Origin of the sequence: Bittarella massiliensis (ex Durand et al. 2017) (assembly GCF_001486165.1) — a bacterium.
In the GTDB taxonomy this organism is placed as follows: domain Bacteria; phylum Bacillota; class Clostridia; order Oscillospirales; family Ruminococcaceae; genus Bittarella; species Bittarella massiliensis.
The window spans coordinates 466,109-482,673 of sequence record NZ_LN908977.1 but is presented as its reverse complement, the minus strand read 5'-3'; the positions used below and the strand labels follow the sequence as shown (position 1 = coordinate 482,673).

At 63.4% G+C, this 16,565-nt stretch carries 12 protein-coding genes; 6 read left to right on the top strand and 6 right to left on the bottom strand.

The window, feature by feature from the left end; translation table 11 throughout:
- Positions 1-93: 93 nt before the first annotated feature.
- Positions 94-321: a helix-turn-helix domain-containing protein gene (locus BN3266_RS09245; RefSeq protein ID WP_044993439.1), complete on the top strand. Its 228-nt coding sequence runs from the start codon at positions 94-96 to the stop codon at positions 319-321.
- Positions 322-414: 93 nt separating this feature from the next.
- Here BN3266_RS09245 and BN3266_RS09240 read toward each other — a convergent pair whose 3' ends face one another.
- The gene (locus BN3266_RS09240) at positions 415-969 is read right to left on the bottom strand and encodes an MBL fold metallo-hydrolase (protein ID WP_368013957.1); all 555 of its coding nucleotides are present in this window, start codon (positions 967-969) and stop codon (positions 415-417) included.
- 6 nt (positions 970-975) lie between these two features.
- Positions 976-1,242: a hypothetical protein gene (locus BN3266_RS14540; RefSeq protein WP_368013951.1), complete on the bottom strand. Its 267-nt coding sequence runs from the start codon at positions 1,240-1,242 to the stop codon at positions 976-978.
- 180 nt (positions 1,243-1,422) lie between these two features.
- Here BN3266_RS14540 and BN3266_RS09235 point away from each other — a divergent pair, with 180 nt between their 5' ends.
- The 3 genes from BN3266_RS09235 to BN3266_RS09225 are packed head-to-tail and all read left to right on the top strand — an operon-like array spanning position 1,423 to position 4,308.
- Entirely contained in the window at positions 1,423-1,998 is a 576-nt protein-coding gene (locus BN3266_RS09235; RefSeq protein ID WP_059004926.1) for a helix-turn-helix domain-containing protein, read from the top strand.
- Complete coding sequence (locus BN3266_RS09230; protein WP_059004925.1) at positions 1,992-2,705, top strand: ABC transporter ATP-binding protein; 714 nt, start codon at positions 1,992-1,994, stop codon at positions 2,703-2,705. Before BN3266_RS09235 ends, BN3266_RS09230 begins: the two co-directional genes overlap by 7 nt.
- A complete protein-coding gene (locus BN3266_RS09225) occupies positions 2,698-4,308 on the top strand; it encodes a hypothetical protein (protein WP_059004924.1) in 1,611 nt (536 codons plus the stop codon). Before BN3266_RS09230 ends, BN3266_RS09225 begins: the two co-directional genes overlap by 8 nt.
- Before the next feature lie 804 nt (positions 4,309-5,112).
- Here the strand turns inward: BN3266_RS09225 and BN3266_RS09220 are convergent.
- The gene (locus BN3266_RS09220) at positions 5,113-8,922 is read right to left on the bottom strand and encodes a hypothetical protein (protein ID WP_154669047.1); all 3,810 of its coding nucleotides are present in this window, start codon (positions 8,920-8,922) and stop codon (positions 5,113-5,115) included.
- 168 nt (positions 8,923-9,090) lie between these two features.
- On the opposite strand from BN3266_RS09220, the gene BN3266_RS09215 reads away from it, so the two are divergent.
- Positions 9,091-10,095 carry an RNA polymerase sigma factor gene (locus tag BN3266_RS09215; protein WP_082671769.1) on the top strand — a complete coding sequence of 335 codons (1,005 nt, stop codon included), beginning with the start codon at positions 9,091-9,093 and terminating at the stop codon, positions 10,093-10,095.
- A 274-nt stretch (positions 10,096-10,369) separates the two neighbouring features.
- On the opposite strand, the gene groL is transcribed toward BN3266_RS09215, so the two are convergent.
- The 3 genes from groL to BN3266_RS09200 all read right to left on the bottom strand — a co-directional run bounded on the left by groL (position 10,370) and on the right by BN3266_RS09200 (position 15,450).
- Positions 10,370-11,998, bottom strand: coding sequence for a chaperonin GroEL (gene groL, locus BN3266_RS09210; protein ID WP_059004921.1), 1,629 nt, complete (start codon positions 11,996-11,998; stop codon positions 10,370-10,372).
- Positions 11,999-12,065: 67 nt separating this feature from the next.
- Positions 12,066-12,350: a co-chaperone GroES gene (locus BN3266_RS09205; RefSeq protein ID WP_059004920.1), complete on the bottom strand. Its 285-nt coding sequence runs from the start codon at positions 12,348-12,350 to the stop codon at positions 12,066-12,068.
- A 439-nt stretch (positions 12,351-12,789) separates the two neighbouring features.
- Entirely contained in the window at positions 12,790-15,450 is a 2,661-nt protein-coding gene (locus BN3266_RS09200; RefSeq protein WP_242861751.1) for a calcium-translocating P-type ATPase, PMCA-type, read from the bottom strand.
- A 262-nt stretch (positions 15,451-15,712) separates the two neighbouring features.
- Here BN3266_RS09200 and BN3266_RS09195 point away from each other — a divergent pair, with 262 nt between their 5' ends.
- Entirely contained in the window at positions 15,713-16,390 is a 678-nt protein-coding gene (locus BN3266_RS09195) for a TetR/AcrR family transcriptional regulator (protein WP_059004918.1), read from the top strand.
- Positions 16,391-16,565: the final 175 nt, after the last annotated feature.

The window sequence follows — 16,565 nt, the reverse complement described above, 5'->3', positions numbered from 1 at the left end:
TCCTCCTTCGCTTTTTTTCTCATGTTATCTGTATTTCAGATAAAAGTCAATATCTCGATTTCAGATAGCACATACTGTCACTGGGTGATCAAAATGGCTTACAGACACATTCGCGACCTTCGCTGTGACCGGGACATCCGCCAGCGGGAGGTGGCCGAGCACCTGGGAATGGCGCAGAACACCTATTCCCAGTACGAGACCGGCACCATTGCCCTGACGGCGGAGGTGCTCTGCCGCCTGGCCGACTTTTACGGCACCAGCGTCGACTATCTGCTCGACCGCACCGACAACCCCGACCCCTATCCGCCGCCCAAGCGGTGAGGGGTGGCCATCCAGGTCAAAAGAAGGGAGGGGGGAGCAAACCGTTCAGACGGTCCGCTCCCCCCTCCCTTCTATCTGTCCCGCAGGCGCACTTTACAGGTGAAGCTGAAAGGCGCCGAAATCGCGCACCCCCAGGCCCTGGCGGCACTCCCCCCTCGCCCAGAGACCGGCAAAGGCTCGGTCGATCTCCCCCACCAGTTCGGCGGGGATGTTCAGGCGGTGGTGGCCGGGCAGCACCCGGCGGGGCGACAGGGCATGCACCCGCTGGATGGACCGCCAAAAGGCCAGGGGGTCGGTAGTGGGGTAGAAGGCGTCCAGGCAGCCGGCATAGACCAGGTCGCCGGCGTAGAGGGTCCCTCGCTGGGGCTCGTAAAAGCAGAGGTGGCCCGGCGAGTGCCCCGGGGTGTGCAGCACCTCCACCTCCCTCTCCCCCAAATCGATGGCGTCGCCGTCGTTCAGAACGATTGCCGCGCCCCCCTGGTAGAGGCGGTATTGCTCCGGATCAAAGGCGGGCGGGAACGCCGTCTCCCCCCGCAGGAGTTCCGCCTTGACCGCCGACAGGGGGAGGGGAAATTGGCCGGCGAGCCATTCCCGCTCCTGTGCGCCGACGGCGATGTCCTCAAAGGCAAAGCAGTGGTGGCCGCCGATGTGGTCTCAGTGGGCGTGGGTGGTGGCCAGCAGCACCGGCAGCGGGGTCAGTTCCCGCACCACCCGGCCGATGTCCGCCACCCCCAACCCGCTGTCGATGAGCAGGGCCCGCCGCGCCCCCAACAGCAGGTAGCAGTGGGGCTCCTCCCAGTGCCGGTATTCGCTGATGGCATAGGTGTCTCTCTCGATCTGTTCGACGGTGAACCACTCGCTCATGTTGTTCCCCTTTCCCCGGTCGCCCGCCTTTCGAGGCGGCTCCTCTCCCTTTACCATATCCCCAAGCCCCCCTGCCGTCAACCTGTTTTTCCCCGCGCGGCCGTCCGAACGGGTATGATGTGAAAAATCAGTTGCTTTTCACCTCCAAATAAAAAATACTTTTCTTTTTCGCTTGACTTTTCTCATTTTTGATACTATTATCACTATTGATAACATTTGTGAGAGGAGGAGTGCCCATTGCAGTTTACGGCAGATATCATGAAGGCCCTGCTCAACCCGGTGCGGATGCGGATCATCCAGCACCTGATCCTGCACCCCACCGCCACCAGCGGCGAGATCGCCGCTGCCCTCAGCGACGTGCCGAAGGCCACCCTCTACCGGCACATCAAAAAGCTGGCGCAGCTGGAACTTTTGCAGGTGGCCGAAGAGCGGCCGGTGCGGGGGTCGGTGGAGAGGGTTTACCGCCTGGCCCCCAACCCCCAGTGGCACGGCAGCGAGGAGGAGCTGGAGCAGATGCACCAGGGGCTGTTTGCCATCCTCCTGGGCATCATGGGCGATTTCGAGCGCTATTTTGCAAAACAGCCGCCGCCCGACCCGGCCAAGGGGGACATCGCCCTCACCACCTCGACACTGATGCTCACCGACGACGAGATGCGCCGGTTGAGCATGGAGATGGGAAAAGTGTTGAATCCGCTGGTGGAAAACGGGCCCGCCCCCGGGCGGAAGGCCCGCAAGCTGACCTTTATCATCACGCCGGCAGAGGCGCCGGCCGCTCCCCCAGAGGGAGAAGAGAAGGAGGAGACCCCATGCTGAAAATCGAGCATTTGACCAAGGTGTACAAGGGCGGCAAAAAGGCCGTCGACGACCTGAGTTTAGAGGTGGCCGCCGGCGAGATCTACGGGTTCATCGGCCACAACGGCGCCGGCAAGACCACCACCATCAAGGCGGCGGTGGGGATCTTGGATTTTGAGGGGGGCGACATCTTCATCGACGGGCACTCGGTCAAAAGAGAGCCCATGGCCTGCAAGGCGGTCACCGCCTACATCCCCGACAACCCCGACCTGTACGACCACCTCACCGGCATCCAGTACCTGAACTTCGTCGGCGACGTCTTCGCCGTCGAGGGGGGGCTGCGCCGCCAGCGCATCGCCAAATACGGCGACCGGCTGGAACTCACCGCCAACCTGGGCGACCCCATCTTCTCCTACTCCCACGGGATGAAGCAGAAGCTGGCCATCATCTCCGCCCTGATCCACGCCCCCAAGCTGCTTGTTTTGGACGAGCCGATGGTGGGGCTGGACCCCAGCGCGGCCTTCCACCTCAAGCAGATCATGAAGGAGCTCTGCGCGCAGGGCAGCACCATCTTCTTTTCCACCCACGTGTTGGAGGTGGCAGAAAAGCTCTGCGACAAGATCGCTATCATCAAAGAGGGGCGTCTGGTCGTCAGCGGCCCCACCCACGAGGTGATCGGCCAGAGCAGCCTCGAAGACGTATTTTTGGAGTTGATCGACCATGAATAAGCTGTTTTTGCTCGGCAAAGTCTACGCGCTCCAGTCCCTCGGCATCGGCAAAATGCTGCATGCCAAAGACCCGGCCGCCAAGCGCAAATCGCTGCTCATGGGGGTGGGCTTTGCCTTTCTCGCCGTCCTCCTGGTGGCCATGTCGGCTGTCTACTCGGTGGGGATGGGGCAGTTGGCCGCCATGGTGGGGCGGCCGGAGCTGGTGCTGACGGTCATGGCCGTGGCCGCCTCCCTCCTCTCCCTCATCACCGTCATCTACAAGGCCGGCAGCGTCCTCTTCTCCTTTCAGGACTACGACCTGCAGATGGCCCTGCCCATCCCCCAGAGCACCATCGTCGCCAGCCGGGTGCTCATCCTCTACGCCAGCAGCCTGCTCTTTTCCTGCCTGCTGCTCGTCCCCGCCGCCGTGGTCTACGCGGTGCAGACCGGCCCCTCCCTCCGATTCTGGCTGGCCCTGGTGCCCGCGCTGCTGGCAATGCCCATCCTGCCGCTGGTGATCGGATTGGTCCTCGGGGGGACGGTGGCCCTGATTGCCGCCCGGCTGGGGCGCAACAAGATCCTCTCCATCCTCCTGTATGGGCTGCTGATCGTGGGGGTCCTCTTTGGCTCCACCGCCCTCAGCTACCGCGCGGCCGAGATGGAGGTCACCGAGCTGGCCCAGGTCGGCAGCCAAATTGCCCTGCAACTGGAATCCGTCTACCCGCCGGCGCAGCTGTTCACCCAGGGGGTGGCGGGCGGCAACTGGGGGAGCTGGCTTCTGCTGATGGCCCTGTGCGTCCTGCCCTTCGCCCTCTTTTGCCTGTTGGTGGGGCGCTACTACCGGCAGCTGCACGCCATCTTCACCACCACTTCGGCCAAAGGGAAGTACCGCCTGGGCGAACTGCGCCAGTCCTCCGCCCTCTCGGCCCTCTACAAAAAGGAGTGGCGGCGCTTCACCTCCTCCACCCTCTACATCTTCAACGCCGGGATGGGGGCGCTGATGTTGATTTTGCTCTGCGGGGCGCTGTTCTTTTTGCCCCAGGACCAGTTGGAGGCCATGATGGGCGTTCCCGGCCTGGCCGGGATGCTCACCGGCATCTGCCCCCTCATCATGGCCGCCGTCGGGGGGATGGGGGCTGTCAGCAGCTGCTCCATCTCCCTGGAGGGAAGCCACCTCTGGATCTTGCAGACCCTGCCGGTCCGCACCTCGCAAGTGTTTGCCAGCAAGGCCCTGGTCAATCTCACCGTCCTCGTCCCCGCCTGCCTCATCGGCTCGACCATGGCGGGGCTGGCCCTGCGCCCCTCTCCCGCCGAGTGGGTGCTCTTCTACCTGACCCCGCTGGCCTTCGCCCTCGTCACCTCACTGGGAGGGCTGGTCTGCAACCTCCTGTTCCCCAAATTGGACTGGCAGAGCGAGGTCACGGTCATCAAGCAATCCGTCGCCTCCTTTTTGGGGTACTTCACCACTCCCCTTCTGGCCGCGGCGTTCATCGGCCTCGGTTTTGCCCTGCACCTGTCCATGGTCTTGGTCACAGCTGTGGCCACTGTGGCCGCCCTCCTCCTCTGCCTGGTGATATGGGGGTGGCTGAACACAAAAGGCGCGCGGATCTTCGCACAGCTGTAAAAAAAGAGCCCTCCGGCCGGAGGGCTCTTTTTCTCTGCACCCGCACCTGGTCACGGTGCGAAGGCAAGTGGCCTGCCCCCCTTTGAGCTGGGTGGGTAAGTGGGGGCAATCCCCGCTGTACCGTCCTCTCTCGTGCGGGGCAAAAACTCGAAGGGTGCTTTCAGACGGAAGGGGTGGCAGCATGGTGGGTCTGCTCACAAATGTGGAATTCTCGCCGTTTTGAAGGGCGCGGGCGCGGGGGAATACGGCAAACTGTCTCGCCGCCGTGATTACTACTTCTTAGAAAGTTTATCCGCGTACCACGGTGACGGGAGCGCGCTATGGGACGATTTCAAGTCGCGCACCTGCGCGGGGCGCGACGGAGTGTCGATTCTCCCGACCGCCGCCAGCCCGCAATTTCAATCCACGCACCCGTGTGGGGTGCGACTTGCAGTCAAAACACATGCCCATTTTTTGTTGGGCTATTTCAATCCACGCACCCACACAGGGTGCGACGGTGACCATCGGCGGCCCAGGCGTCTGCTACGACGATTTCAATCCACGCACCCACGCGGGGTGCGACAGCAACAAAGTACAAGAACACTTCATCCTCTTTCTTTTTTACTATACCGCTTCCCCAAGATACTGTCAATTTGCAGCGACAAAGCCCCTTTTGTCGCCGTCACTCCTCCCCTGCAACTGCCCACATGCGGTGCGAAGGTCTTGGGAAAACTCTGTTTACCTGCCCTTCGCACCGGGAGCCGTAGCATTGTGAAAAAGCCCCAGCCCGCAAAAAAGGAGCGCCTAAAAGGCGCTCCTTTTCAACTAGTGCTCGCTCTCCCCCTCTGCCTTTCGCCGGGAGACGGCAATGGCGCTGGCGACAACAGCCGCCGCCACGGCCAACAGGGCGATGCCGTCGAGGACACAGCCCCGCAGCAGGTAGAGCAGAGCTGCCAGGGCAGAGACCAAACTGTAAAAGAAGAGGTCCCTGCCGAGGAGACCGGGGCGCTCGTCCCCCACCCTTTCGGCATCCGCACCGGTCCGGCGCCGGCGGCGGATAGTGTAGAGGGCCACGGCCGCCATCAGCAACAGGGCCAGCCAGTGCACCCAGCAATTGCCCACACCGCGGCCGCCCAGCAGGCCGGTATAGGGGGCATTTCCCCCTCCGTTCGGCACACCGCCGGAACCGTCTGCGCCGTCGGGGTCAGCAGGGCCCACGGGGCCGGTGATTTTGCGGTCGGTGAGCTTGTAGGTCAGCTGCACGGTGGTGGTGTTGCCCACCGAGTCGGTGGCGGTATAGTAGAAGGTGCAGCTGCCGGGGCGGGCCAGGTCGATTTCCTCTGCGGGCCGGCCATCTTGGTCAAAGATCAGCAAGTCGTATGTCAGGCTGCCGTCCGCCTGGTTGGAGGAAACGGTGTACTGCTGAGCCATCCACTGCAGGATGTCGGCCTTGCTCCAGCTGCCGGAGCGGACTTCCTCCTCCAGATGGTCACGGATGTTCCAGTGCTTCTTCTGGCTGCCGGGCACCGGGTCGGGCAGGGGGATGGGGTCGGGTAGGGGGTGCTCCGGGTCGCTGGGCACCACCGCCGGGGGCGTCTTGCTGATGAGGTGGTACTTCAACTTGACGCTGACCCGGTTGCCGTCCTGGTCGGTGACGGTGTAGATGAGGAGATAGTCCCCCACCCGGCTCTGGTCGATCTGCTCCACCGGGTCCCCCTTGCTGTCGTAGAGGGAGACGCTCCCCGTGAGCGCCGCCCCCACCGGGGAGCTGGCGCCGTAGCGCTCCTCCATCCAGGAGAGGGCCGCCGCTCGGTCCAGCACACTGTCCTTGATGTACTCGGTGTACTCGTCCTCGTAGAGCAGTGCCGAGGGCTTCTCCGGGTCGGGCTCCTCTCCGTCCGGCAGGGGGGTCAGGGGGTCGTCCGGGTCGGCGGGCGTCGGGCCCACCAGTTCCCCGTCCTCCGGCGGGACGATCACCGGCGGCACCCGGCTGATGAGGTGGTAGGACAGCTCCACCGCCGTCTGGTTCCCGTTTGCGTCGGTGGCTATGTAGCGGATCAGGTAGTCCCCCACCCGGGTCAGGTCGATCTCCTCGATGGGGGCGCCGTTTCTGTCCTCCAACTCCACCTGCACCGACTGGCCGGCCGCGTCCGGGTAGGTGAAGTGGTAGCGCTCCTCCATCAGGGCTTGGGCGGCGGCCTTATCCATGACACCGCTCTCCTGGATCAGCTCGGTCAGGCTGTCCTTGTAGACGGCCTTCACCGGCCCCTCGGGGTCGTCCGGATTGATGGGGTCTACCTCCGGTCCGGGCAGGGGCGCGTCTGGGTCGGCGGGGTCCACTTGGGGCGGCCGGGCCTTGACCAGCCGGTAGTGGAGGATGATTTGGGTGGTGTTGCCGTCCCCGTCGGTGAGGGTGTAGAAGATGTCCACCCCGCCGGGCTTGGTGGTGTCCAGATACCGGCCCTGGGCGGTGATGTCCGCCCCCTCTTTGTCCTTCACCGCCACCTGGGCGGTGCTGCCGGCGGGCACGGCGTAGCGGTAGGCCAATATCCCGTCCACCACGGTGCGGTCAAAGCTGCCGCCATAGAGGGGCGGATCGACGGAGATGACCTCGGTCACCGTCTCCTCGATGGTGCGGTGGAGAAGGCCGGTCTCCGGGTCGAGGGCGGGCTCCTCCCCCTCCGGCACCGGCTCCCCGTCCGGGTCGAGGGGCGGACCCACCGGCGGGATGTCCGGGTCCTCGGGCCGCTCCACCACCGGCGGCTCGCTCACCTGCACTGCCAGCGGCTGGCTGCGGTTGCCCGCCGCGTCTTCCACCAGGTAGATGCCGTTTTGGGTGGCGGTGTAGGTCTGGCTGCCGGCGCCCGACTGGTTCCCTGTGGCCCCAGTCAGGGAGAAGGTCTTTACCGGGGCAAACTGGCCGTCCGTCCCCTTTCGGTACAGCCTCCACACCCCCGAGAGGCCGTCTGTGGCGGTGAGGACCCCCGTGTCCTGGTCAAACGACAGGGTGGGGGCGGTCTTGTCGACCTTTACCAGGTCATTTACCTTGGTGGAGACAGCGCCGGTGCCGGTGTCTTTGGCCTGGTAGGTGATGGGGCTGTAAATTTGCTCCTGCTCGTAGAGCTGGCTCTCCTGGTCTGCCAGGGTGACAGCGGAGCCGGTCTGGGGGGTGATGGTGAACTGGTCGAAGTCCCCGGCGAAGAACTGCACCGTCACGTCGTCCTTGTTCCAGCCGTTTTCGTTGGCTTTGGGCAGCCGGGTATAGTGGTAGTCGCTGCCGGGGACCTGGGTGTTCGAGGCGGGGTCGTCCGGGTCCAGCGGCTCCAGGGGCCGCTCGTTGAGGAGGGTGGTGCCGATGTAGTCGCGGTTGGCGAGGACGTCGTCCTCCAACATCTGTCCCAGTTTTACCGCCTGGCCGCTGCTCTCGGTGACCTTGACATAGTAAACTACCTTGTATTCGGTATTTCCCACCATGGTGATGGGGATGCCGTACTGCCCATCAATGGTGTAGCCGTTTTTCGAGGTGGTCACCGATGTCCCACCCACCGAGGTGGGGTGTTTGTTGTCGGCAATGAACTGCAGCCCCTGGGTGGGGTAGTTTTTGGTGTCGTCCGATGTCTTGAGGTGCAGGTCAAAGGTCTGGCCGCCCGCGCCGGACGCCTTGTTTTTCACCGTGGACTCCACCCGCAGCACAGTGCCCGGGGTGACCACGTCGTTGGCCCCCACCACCTGGTTGGTGCCGTCTTTGTACAGGGTGATGTTCTGGATGGCGGGGTCAAAATCGGGGTAGCCGAAGCTGTCGAAGTGGCAGTCGATCTGCATGTTGGGGACCTGGGCATTCCAATCCCACTCGATCTGTCCCCACACCGAGAGATAGGCCTTTCCCCCCGGAAAGACCGCCTGCCGAATGTATCCCTGGGTGCCGGTGACGCTGCCCAGCTTGATGGTGAGCTCATCCTTTTGACAGTCGTAGGAGAGAGTCAGCTGGTGGCTGGCATTGTTGTAGGCCCCCACGAAACCGCCTGTATAGGTGGGCGTTTGATATGCGTTGTCTTTCTGCCATGCCGTGCGAAAGGTGCCGTTTTCAATGTTGGTGGCATCCGTCCCCGAAGCGCTGTAAACGCCCCGCCCCCTGCTGTACCACATCCAGTAAAAGTCACCTTGGTCAAAGGGGACGGGGTCTTTATTCAGGGAAAATCCAAAGTCGCTGTTGGTGTAGTAGTTGTTGGGGTCTTGCACCGGGGGCGAGCTGCGAAAGGTGGCAGTCACCGTCCAGTCGCAGTAAAGACTCAAGGCGTTGATGGTTTGAAAGCCACCAAAACTGTCACTTGTCTTTCCATTGGGGTCATTGTAGGCGTTTTTTCGCCAGTATAGTGAGGAATCCGTGCGGGCAAGGGTAAAATTCCCGTTTCCGTTGTAAGAGGTGGGCACGCCGCCGGTATTGCGGATCTTGAACACCTTTTCGTAGTCGGTGGTTGCCACCGATGCCTGGGCGGTCCGCTGCACGGGAGGAATGCAGGTCAGCACAAAGGCGGTGGCCAACGCCAGGGCGCCCAGGCGGCTCCACAGAGGCTTGCCCTTCACCCCTCGCCGCTGCCGCCTGGGGTTTCGCCCCTCTCTCTCTGCCAATTTCATGTTTTTTCCTCCTCCGTTGATTTTATGCCTCTACGGCAATTCATTAATAGGGCGTTGGTCGGAGGACAAAGAGCTCACAAAAATGCAGGAATTTTTTCCTTTCACAATTTGTGGTGAAATCGGTCGAATCTGTGCTATACTGTCTGCTGAAAAAGCGCAGAGGAAAGGGTGTTTGATTTGACGGTGAGCCACAAACAGCTGGGTCGATGGCTGAAACAGGCCCAACAGGGGGATGAGAAGGCCTTTGCCAAGCTCTACGCCGCCACGGTGGAGGCCCAGTACTACCAGGCCCTGGCCCTGCTGGGCGACCCCCATCTGGCCGACGACGCGGTGCAGGACAGCTACGCCTCCCTCTACAAAAATACTGCCAACATCCGCGACCCCCAGGCGGTGGTGGCCTACCTCAACCGGGCCACTCACTCCTGCTGCCAGACCATCCTCCGCCGGGAGCGGCGGGTCCCGCGGGTGGAGGGCGGGGCCCTCTCCTCCCATCCCGACGCCGCCCCCGGCGAGGGGGCGCTGGACCGGCGGGAGACCTCCATCGCCCTGGAACAGGCCCTGCGGCGGCTGCCCGAGCGGGAGAGGATCGCCACCATCCGCTTTTACTGCCAGCAGACCCCCCTGCGCCAAATTGCACAGGAATTGGGCTGTTCCCTGGCCACCGTCAAACGGAGTTTGGCCAGCGCCAAGGCCAAACTCCGCCTCTACCTGAAAGACAGCTTCGCCCTGGTCCCCGCCGGGCTGGCCCTGCGGTGGGCGCTGCCCCACTCCTCGCAGGAGAGCGCCCGGCGGGCAGGACTTCCCCACCCGCCCCAAAGGCGGATATCTCTGCCGGCGGCCTTTGCCTGCATCGCCCTGTCGGGGGCCCTCGTGCTGCTGGCCGGACAGGCTTTGCTGGCCGCCCCGGCCGGGGACAGGACGCCCCCCTATTTTGCCGACTTACAGGTGGAGGGCAGTTTTGCCCGCCTCACCCTGCGCGACGACGGCAGCGGGGTGGACTGGGCGAGTTTGTGCCTGACCGACGGCGAGGGCCAGCCCCTCCCCCTGGGGGGAACCGACCCCGCCAGCGGAGAGGTGTACGCCGGGTTGCCCGACGGCGACTACCGGCTGGCCGTCTGCGACCTGGCGGGCAACGAGGCCGTCCTCCCCTTCTCCGTTTCCCCCCTTCCCTGACCGCGCCTTCCGCGCACAAAACGGGTCGTAACAAAAAACGCGGAGACAGCGGTTGCCCGCTGGCCGCCCTCTGCACGCAGAGCGGCTGGAAACACGGAGAAAAGGCCGCCGGTCGACCATCCCCCTGTGCACGAAAAAGAGCCCTAACCAAAAGTGCGAAGGAGGGATCGGCCGTCCCCCCGCACGCAAAAAAGAGCCCCTGCCCGGTCTCCCGGGCAGGGGCTCTTTGACATGTGATGTGCTGTTTTTCAGAAGGAGTTTTTCGCGCGGATGCTTACATCATCCCGCCCATAGGGGGCTGGGCCATACCGGCGGCGGGGTTCTCCTCTTTCTGGTCGGCGACCAGGCTCTCGGTGGTCAGGACCATGGCGGCGACGGAAGCGGCGTTCTGCAGGGCGCTGCGGGTCACCTTGGTGGGGTCGACGATGCCGCTCTCCAGCATCTCGACGTACTGGTCGCTGTAAGCGTCGTAGCCGTAGCCCATCTTGCGGGAGCGCTTGATCTTGTCGACCACGACCGAACCCTCGACGCCGGCGTTGGCGGCGATCTGGCGAACCGGCTCTTCCAGGGCCTTCAGGACGATGTTGGCGCCGGTCTTCTCGTCGCCGGTGCAGCTGGCGGCCACCTTGGCCACCGCGCCCACGGCGTTGAGGTAGGCGGTGCCGCCGCCGGCGACAATGCCCTCGGCCACAGCGGCCTTGGTGGCGGACAGGGCGTCCTCGATGCGCAGCTTGCGCTCTTTCATCTCCACCTCGGTGGCGGCGCCCACCTTGATGACGGCCACGCCGCCGGACAGTTTGCCCAGCCGCTCCTCCATGTTCTCCTTCTCAAAGTCGGAGGTGGAGGCGGCGATCTCGTTTTTGATCTGGGCGATGCGCTCGTCGATGGCCTCTTTGGCGCCGGCCCCGTCGACGATGATGGTGTTCTCTTTGGTGACCTTCACCTGCTTGGCGTTGCCCAGCTGCATGACGGTGGTGTCTTTGAGCTCCAGGCCCAGCTCGCTGGAGATGACCTCGCCGCCGGTGAGGATGGCGATGTCGCGGAGCATCTCCTTGCGGCGGTCGCCGAAGCCGGGGGCCTTGACGGCCACGCAGTTGAAGGTGCCGCGCAGCTTGTTGACCAGGATGGTGGTCAGGGCCTCGCCCTCGATGTCCTCGGCGATAATCAGCAGCTTTTTGCCAGCCTGAACGATCTGCTCCAGCAGGGGCAGCAAGTCCTGGATGCTGGAAATCTTCTTGTCGGTAATCAGGATGTAGGGGTCGTCGAGGACGGCCTCCATCTTGTCGGTGTCGGTGACCATGTAGGGGGAGATGTAGCCGCGGTCAAACTGCATGCCCTCGACCACTTCGGAGTAGGTCTCGGCAGTCTTGGACTCCTCGATGGTGATGACCCCGTCGGCGGAGACCTTCTCCATGGTCTCGGCAATCAGCTTGCCGACGGCCTCGTCCCCGGCGGAGACAGAGGCGACCCGGGCGATGTCCTGGGAGCCGTTGACCTCTTTGGCGTTGGTGACGATGAAGTCCACCGCGGCGTCGACGGCCTTCTGCATCCCCTTGCGGATGATCATGGGGTTGGCGCCGGCGGCCACGTTCTTCATCCCCTCGCGGACCAGGGCCTGGGCCAGGACGGTGGCGGTGGTGGTGCCGTCGCCGGCGGCGTCGTTGGTCTTGGTGGCGACCTCTTTCACCAGCTGCGCGCCCATGTTCTCAAAGGGGTCGTCCAGCTCGATTTCCTTGGCGATGGTCACGCCGTCGTTGGTGATGAGGGGGGAGCCGAACTTTTTGTCCAGCACCACGTTGCGGCCCTTGGGGCCCAGGGTGACCTTGACGGTGTCTGCCAGCTGATCGATGCCGGCCTGCAGGGACTGTCTGGCTTCCTCGCCGAATTTGATCTCTTTTGCCATGTTGCCTTACTCCTTTATCAGTTGTAGTGATGTGTAAGCGGTTATCTGCGGGCGGTCTGGGCCGGTCTTACTCGACGATGGCCAGGATGTCGCTTTGCCGCAGCAGGGTGAATTCCTCGCCTTCCACCTTGACCTCGGTGCCGGCGTATTTGCTGGCGATCACCTTGTCGCCCACCTTCAGGGTCATGACGACCTCGTTGCCGTCCACCATGCCGCCGGGGCCCACGGCCACCACTTCGGCCACCTGGGGTTTCTCTTTCGCGGCGTCGGGGAGAATGATGCCGCTGGCGGTCTTCTCTTCCGCCTCGAGCAGTTTAATCAGAACGCGGTCAGCCAAGGGTTTGATGGTCATACTGAATTCCTCCTATATTATAGTTTGGTATAATTGGTTTGGCAGTCTATATACCTGAGTGCTAAATATCATTGTAATCACTTTCCCACAAAAATCAAGGGGTATTTCCGGAAAATCAGTTAAAGTCAAAAGAATTTACATTTTATACAAATTTAAAGGCCCACTTTTTCCCTCCATGTACATTTTTAGGCCAAATTTGCTCTTAAAAAAGTATCCGCCCGCTTTTCTGTTTGGGGGGGTGAACCTCTCTCCACACCTGCCGAGCACATCAAATTGCCTTTTCGCCACAAAAAACAGCCTCGCGAGAGAAAAAAATTCTCCCGCGAGACTGTTTTAAAGCCGATTTCTGCGACAGGGTGCGATTTTGCCTTCGCCCATTCCGCGGCGCGCCGCCCTCCGCAGAGAGTATCGACTTAAAAAAGGCTGTTTTTTGACTGCTTTAAATGTCGGGAGTGATCCCCTTTCTGCGCAGGGCCGCCTTGCGCAGCAGGTCCACCGGAAGCACCAGGGTGGAGATGAGGAGCACCGTCACCAGCTCCCGCAGGGTGAGCCCTGCCACCCGGAAGAGGCTGCCGCCAAAGTAGATGAGCAGCAGCTGTACCCCCGCCACCGCCGCCATGATGAACACAAAGGCCCGGTTGCCCCCCAGGTTGGCAAACAGGTTGACCCGCGGGGTGCGGGCGTTGAAGCTGTTGAGGATGCCGGTGAAGATGAAGAGGGCGAAGAAAGCGGTCATGAAGTACTGCTCTCCCAGTTCAATGCGGAAGAGGTGTTTGAAGAGATCCACCTTCAAAAAGGCCACGCAGAGGCCCACGGTGAATACCCCCATACAGACGATCTGGTGGACCATGGAGCGGGTGAGCACCGGTTCGTCCCGCCGCTTGGGGGACTCTTCCATGTACTCCTCCAGCGGGGGTTCGCCGGCGAAGGCCAGCCCGGCCAGGGTGTCCATGATGATGTTGATCCAGAGCATCTGCATCACCGTCACCGGGGTGTCGATGCCGATAAAGGGGCCGATGACCGAGACCCCCACGGCGCAGAGGTTCATGGTCAGCTGAAAGACGATGAATTTGCGGATGGACTTGAAGATGGTGCGCCCGTAGAGGATGGCCCGGGTGATGGACTGGAAGTTGTCGTCCAAAATCACGATGTCGCCGGCCTCTTTTGCCACCTCGGTGCCGCTGCCCATGGCAAAGCCCACATCGGCCTTTTTCAGGGCCGGGGCGTCGTTGATGCCGTCGCCGGTCATCCCCGCCACCAGCCCCAACTCCTGGGCGGCCTTGACCAGGCGGCTCTTGTCCTGGGGCAGGGCCCGGGCCACCACCCGGATGCCGGGCAGGGCATCTTTGAGCTGGCTGTCGCTCATGGCGGCCAGCTCCCCGCTCTCGAGGATGGCGCCGGGGGCGGCCTCCCGCAGAAGGCCCACGTCCCGGGCGATGGCGGCGGCGGTGTCCCGGTTGTCGCCGGTGATCATCACCACCTGCACCCCCGCCGCCTGGGCCTGGCGCACCGCCTGCTTGGCCTGGGGGCGCACCTCGTCGCGGATGCCCACCAGCCCGATGAGGGTCAGGTCGGAAAAGCGGCCGCCGCCCTCCCCCACCGGGACGGCGCTCTGGCAGAGCACCAGCACCCGCACCGCCTGGGCGGTCAGCTCCTTCCAGCGCAATTTGAGCAGCTTGAGGGAGTCCAGGGGCCGGGCCCGCCCCTCCCCGTCCACGTACTTGGTGCAACTCTCCAACAGTTTTTCCGGCGCGCCCTTGACGAAGGTGCGCCCGTCCTCCAACGTCACGGCGGCGTATTTGTTGGCCGAGTCAAAGGGCACCCGCCGGGCCACCTGCACCTCGCCCTTGGTGCTCTGGGGCAGGGCAAAGGCCAGCAGCGCCCGGTCGGTGGCGTTGCCCCCCAACGGGCCCTGGGGGCTGATGACCGCCTGGTTGTTGTAGCGGCAGCAGTCCTCCACCTGCCGCCAGAGCCCCTTTTGGCTCCGCAGGGTGGCGGCGGTCTTGTACTCCCTGCCGTCCCCGGCCAGGAAGTGGGTCACCTCCAACCGGCCCCGGGTGAGGGTGCCGGTCTTGTCGGTGAAGAGGATGTTCAGGCTGCCGGAGGTCTCGATCCCCACCAGCTTGCGCACCAGCACGTGGTCTTTGAGCATCCGCCGCATGTTGGAGGAGAGGACCACTGTGATCATCATGGGCAGCCCTTCCGGCACCGCCACCACCACCACGGTGATGGCCAGGGTCACGGCGTGCAGAATGTGTTCGAGCACCAGCGAGGGCTGGGCGAAAAGGGCTGAGATGGCTGCCGGGTCAAAGTGGTTGGAGAGGAAGAAGGCGTTGAAGAGGTCGGCCACGGCCACCAGAGCGGCGGCGCAGTAGCCCAGCCGGGAGAGGATCTTGGCCAGCCCCCCCAGCCGCAGCCGCAGGGGGCTCTCCCGGGTCTCCTCCTGCATCTCCCGGGCCATGCCGCCGTAGAAGGTCTTGTCCCCCACGGCCAGCACCTCCATGGCCCCCTCGCCCGAGCAGACCACGCTCCCCCGAAAGAGCCAGTTGGGGGCGGCCAGGTCGGCCTTTCCCGCCTCTCCGGCGGCGGGCTTTTTCTCCACCTCGGCGCTTTCGCCGTTGAGGGCGGACTGGTCCAGGTGGAGACTGCCCTCCACCATCACCCCGTCGGCGGGCACCCGCTCCCCTGCCTGCAGCAGCACCACGTCCCCCACCACCACCTCGTCGATGGGGACCGAGGCGGCCATCCCCGCCCGGCGGACCCGGCACTGGATGCTGGCGGCGTCCTGCTGCAGCTTGATGAAGGCCGATTCGCTGCCGTACTCGCTGAGGGTGGAGACAAAGGTGGCCAAAAAGATGGCCACCGCGATCCCCACCGTCTCGAACCAGTCGAAGTCGCGGAACAAAAAGACGATGTTGATGGCCAGCGCGCAGAGCAGCACCTTGATGATGGGGTCGCCGAAGCTGGCCAGGAATTGCTTGAAAAACCCGCTGCGCTCCCCCTGGGTGAGGGCGTTGGAGCCGTGTCGCTGGCGGGCCTGCTCCACCTGGATCGGGTTGAGCCCCCGGCGGTAGTAGAGCGATGGCGCCATAGAAGTCATGTCGCATTCCTCCCTGTGAACATTCCTGCATTTTTGGGGACGGGACTTGTCCCTTCTCTCCACTCTATGCAGCCCTGGGCGGGGAATATGCTCGTCCCCCCCCACTGCGCCAAGGCGGCCAAACCGGGACGGCGACGGGGTGTCCCCTCCCGACAGGGGCCCACAGAGGCAGAAAAAAGGAAAAAACCACTTCCTCCCCCTTGACGGGGACCCCTGTCTGCCGTACAATAGATACCGACGGTATGTATGTGAGGTGAACGAGATGGCCAGAAACAAGCACCCGGAGGAGACAGTCAAAAAAATTTTGGACGCCGCCCAGCGGCTGTTCACCCAAAAGGGGTATGAAAACACCTCCATCCAGGACATCATCGACCAGCTGGGAGGGCTCTCCAAAGGGGCCATCTACCACCACTTTCGCTCTAAGGAAGAGATTTTTGACGCGGTCTGCCAGCGAATTGGGGAGGCCAATCTGGCCCTCTTCACCGCCATCCGCGACGACCCGACACGCAGCGGCCGGGAAAAATTGCGGGCCATGCTGGCGGCTGCCTGCCACAACCCCGGCGACGAGGCGGTGGCGGCCATGATGCTGGAGACGGTGCGCGACCCCCGCTTTGTCATCACTCAACTGGACGAGGTGTTCTCCCTGGTGGCCCCCCACTTCATCCAGCCGGCCATTGAAGAGGGGCTGCGCGACGGCTCCCTGCCCGACGCCGTCCAGCCCCGGGAGCTGGCCGAGGTCTTTGCGGTGCTGCTCAATGTCTGGGCCAACCCCTTTGTCCGCCCGGACGAGCCCGAGCGGCTGCGGGCGCGGGTCCAGCTGCTGGCGCGGATGCTCCGGAGTGCAGGGCTGGACATCATCGACCGGGAGCTGGAGGAGGACTATGTGGCCCTCACCACCCTCTTCCACGGCCCCAAAGACAGCGTAAGAGAGCCCTATTAAAGGGGGCTTCCCCTCTGCGGATCCTCCGACTGCCGCTCCCTTCCGCCCGAAGGAGGGCGGCGGCTCTCCCCCAGTGGCCGCGGCTGCCGCAACAACTGCTCCTGTGCGGAGCAAATTTTTTTCGCAAAATACATACCGTCGGTTGGTATTAAAAACTGTCTTTCTGCTGACAAGG

What these genes read in the sequence shown, in the direction of transcription:
- BN3266_RS09245 (WP_044993439.1), top strand. Translation starts at nt 94, where the DNA reads ATGGCTTACAGACACATTCGCGACCTTCGCTGTGACCGGGACATCCGC.
- BN3266_RS09230 (WP_059004925.1), top strand. Translation starts at nt 1,992, where the DNA reads ATGCTGAAAATCGAGCATTTGACCAAGGTGTACAAGGGCGGCAAAAAG.
- BN3266_RS09200 (WP_242861751.1), bottom strand. Translation starts at nt 15,450, where the DNA reads ATGACTTCTATGGCGCCATCGCTCTACTACCGCCGGGGGCTCAACCCG.
- BN3266_RS09205 (WP_059004920.1), bottom strand. Translation starts at nt 12,350, where the DNA reads ATGACCATCAAACCCTTGGCTGACCGCGTTCTGATTAAACTGCTCGAG.
- BN3266_RS09225 (WP_059004924.1), top strand. Translation starts at nt 2,698, where the DNA reads ATGAATAAGCTGTTTTTGCTCGGCAAAGTCTACGCGCTCCAGTCCCTC.
- BN3266_RS09195 (WP_059004918.1), top strand. Translation starts at nt 15,713, where the DNA reads ATGGCCAGAAACAAGCACCCGGAGGAGACAGTCAAAAAAATTTTGGAC.
- groL (WP_059004921.1), bottom strand. Translation starts at nt 11,998, where the DNA reads ATGGCAAAAGAGATCAAATTCGGCGAGGAAGCCAGACAGTCCCTGCAG.
- BN3266_RS09220 (WP_154669047.1), bottom strand. Translation starts at nt 8,922, where the DNA reads ATGAAATTGGCAGAGAGAGAGGGGCGAAACCCCAGGCGGCAGCGGCGA.
- BN3266_RS14540 (WP_368013951.1), bottom strand. Translation starts at nt 1,242, where the DNA reads ATGGTAAAGGGAGAGGAGCCGCCTCGAAAGGCGGGCGACCGGGGAAAG.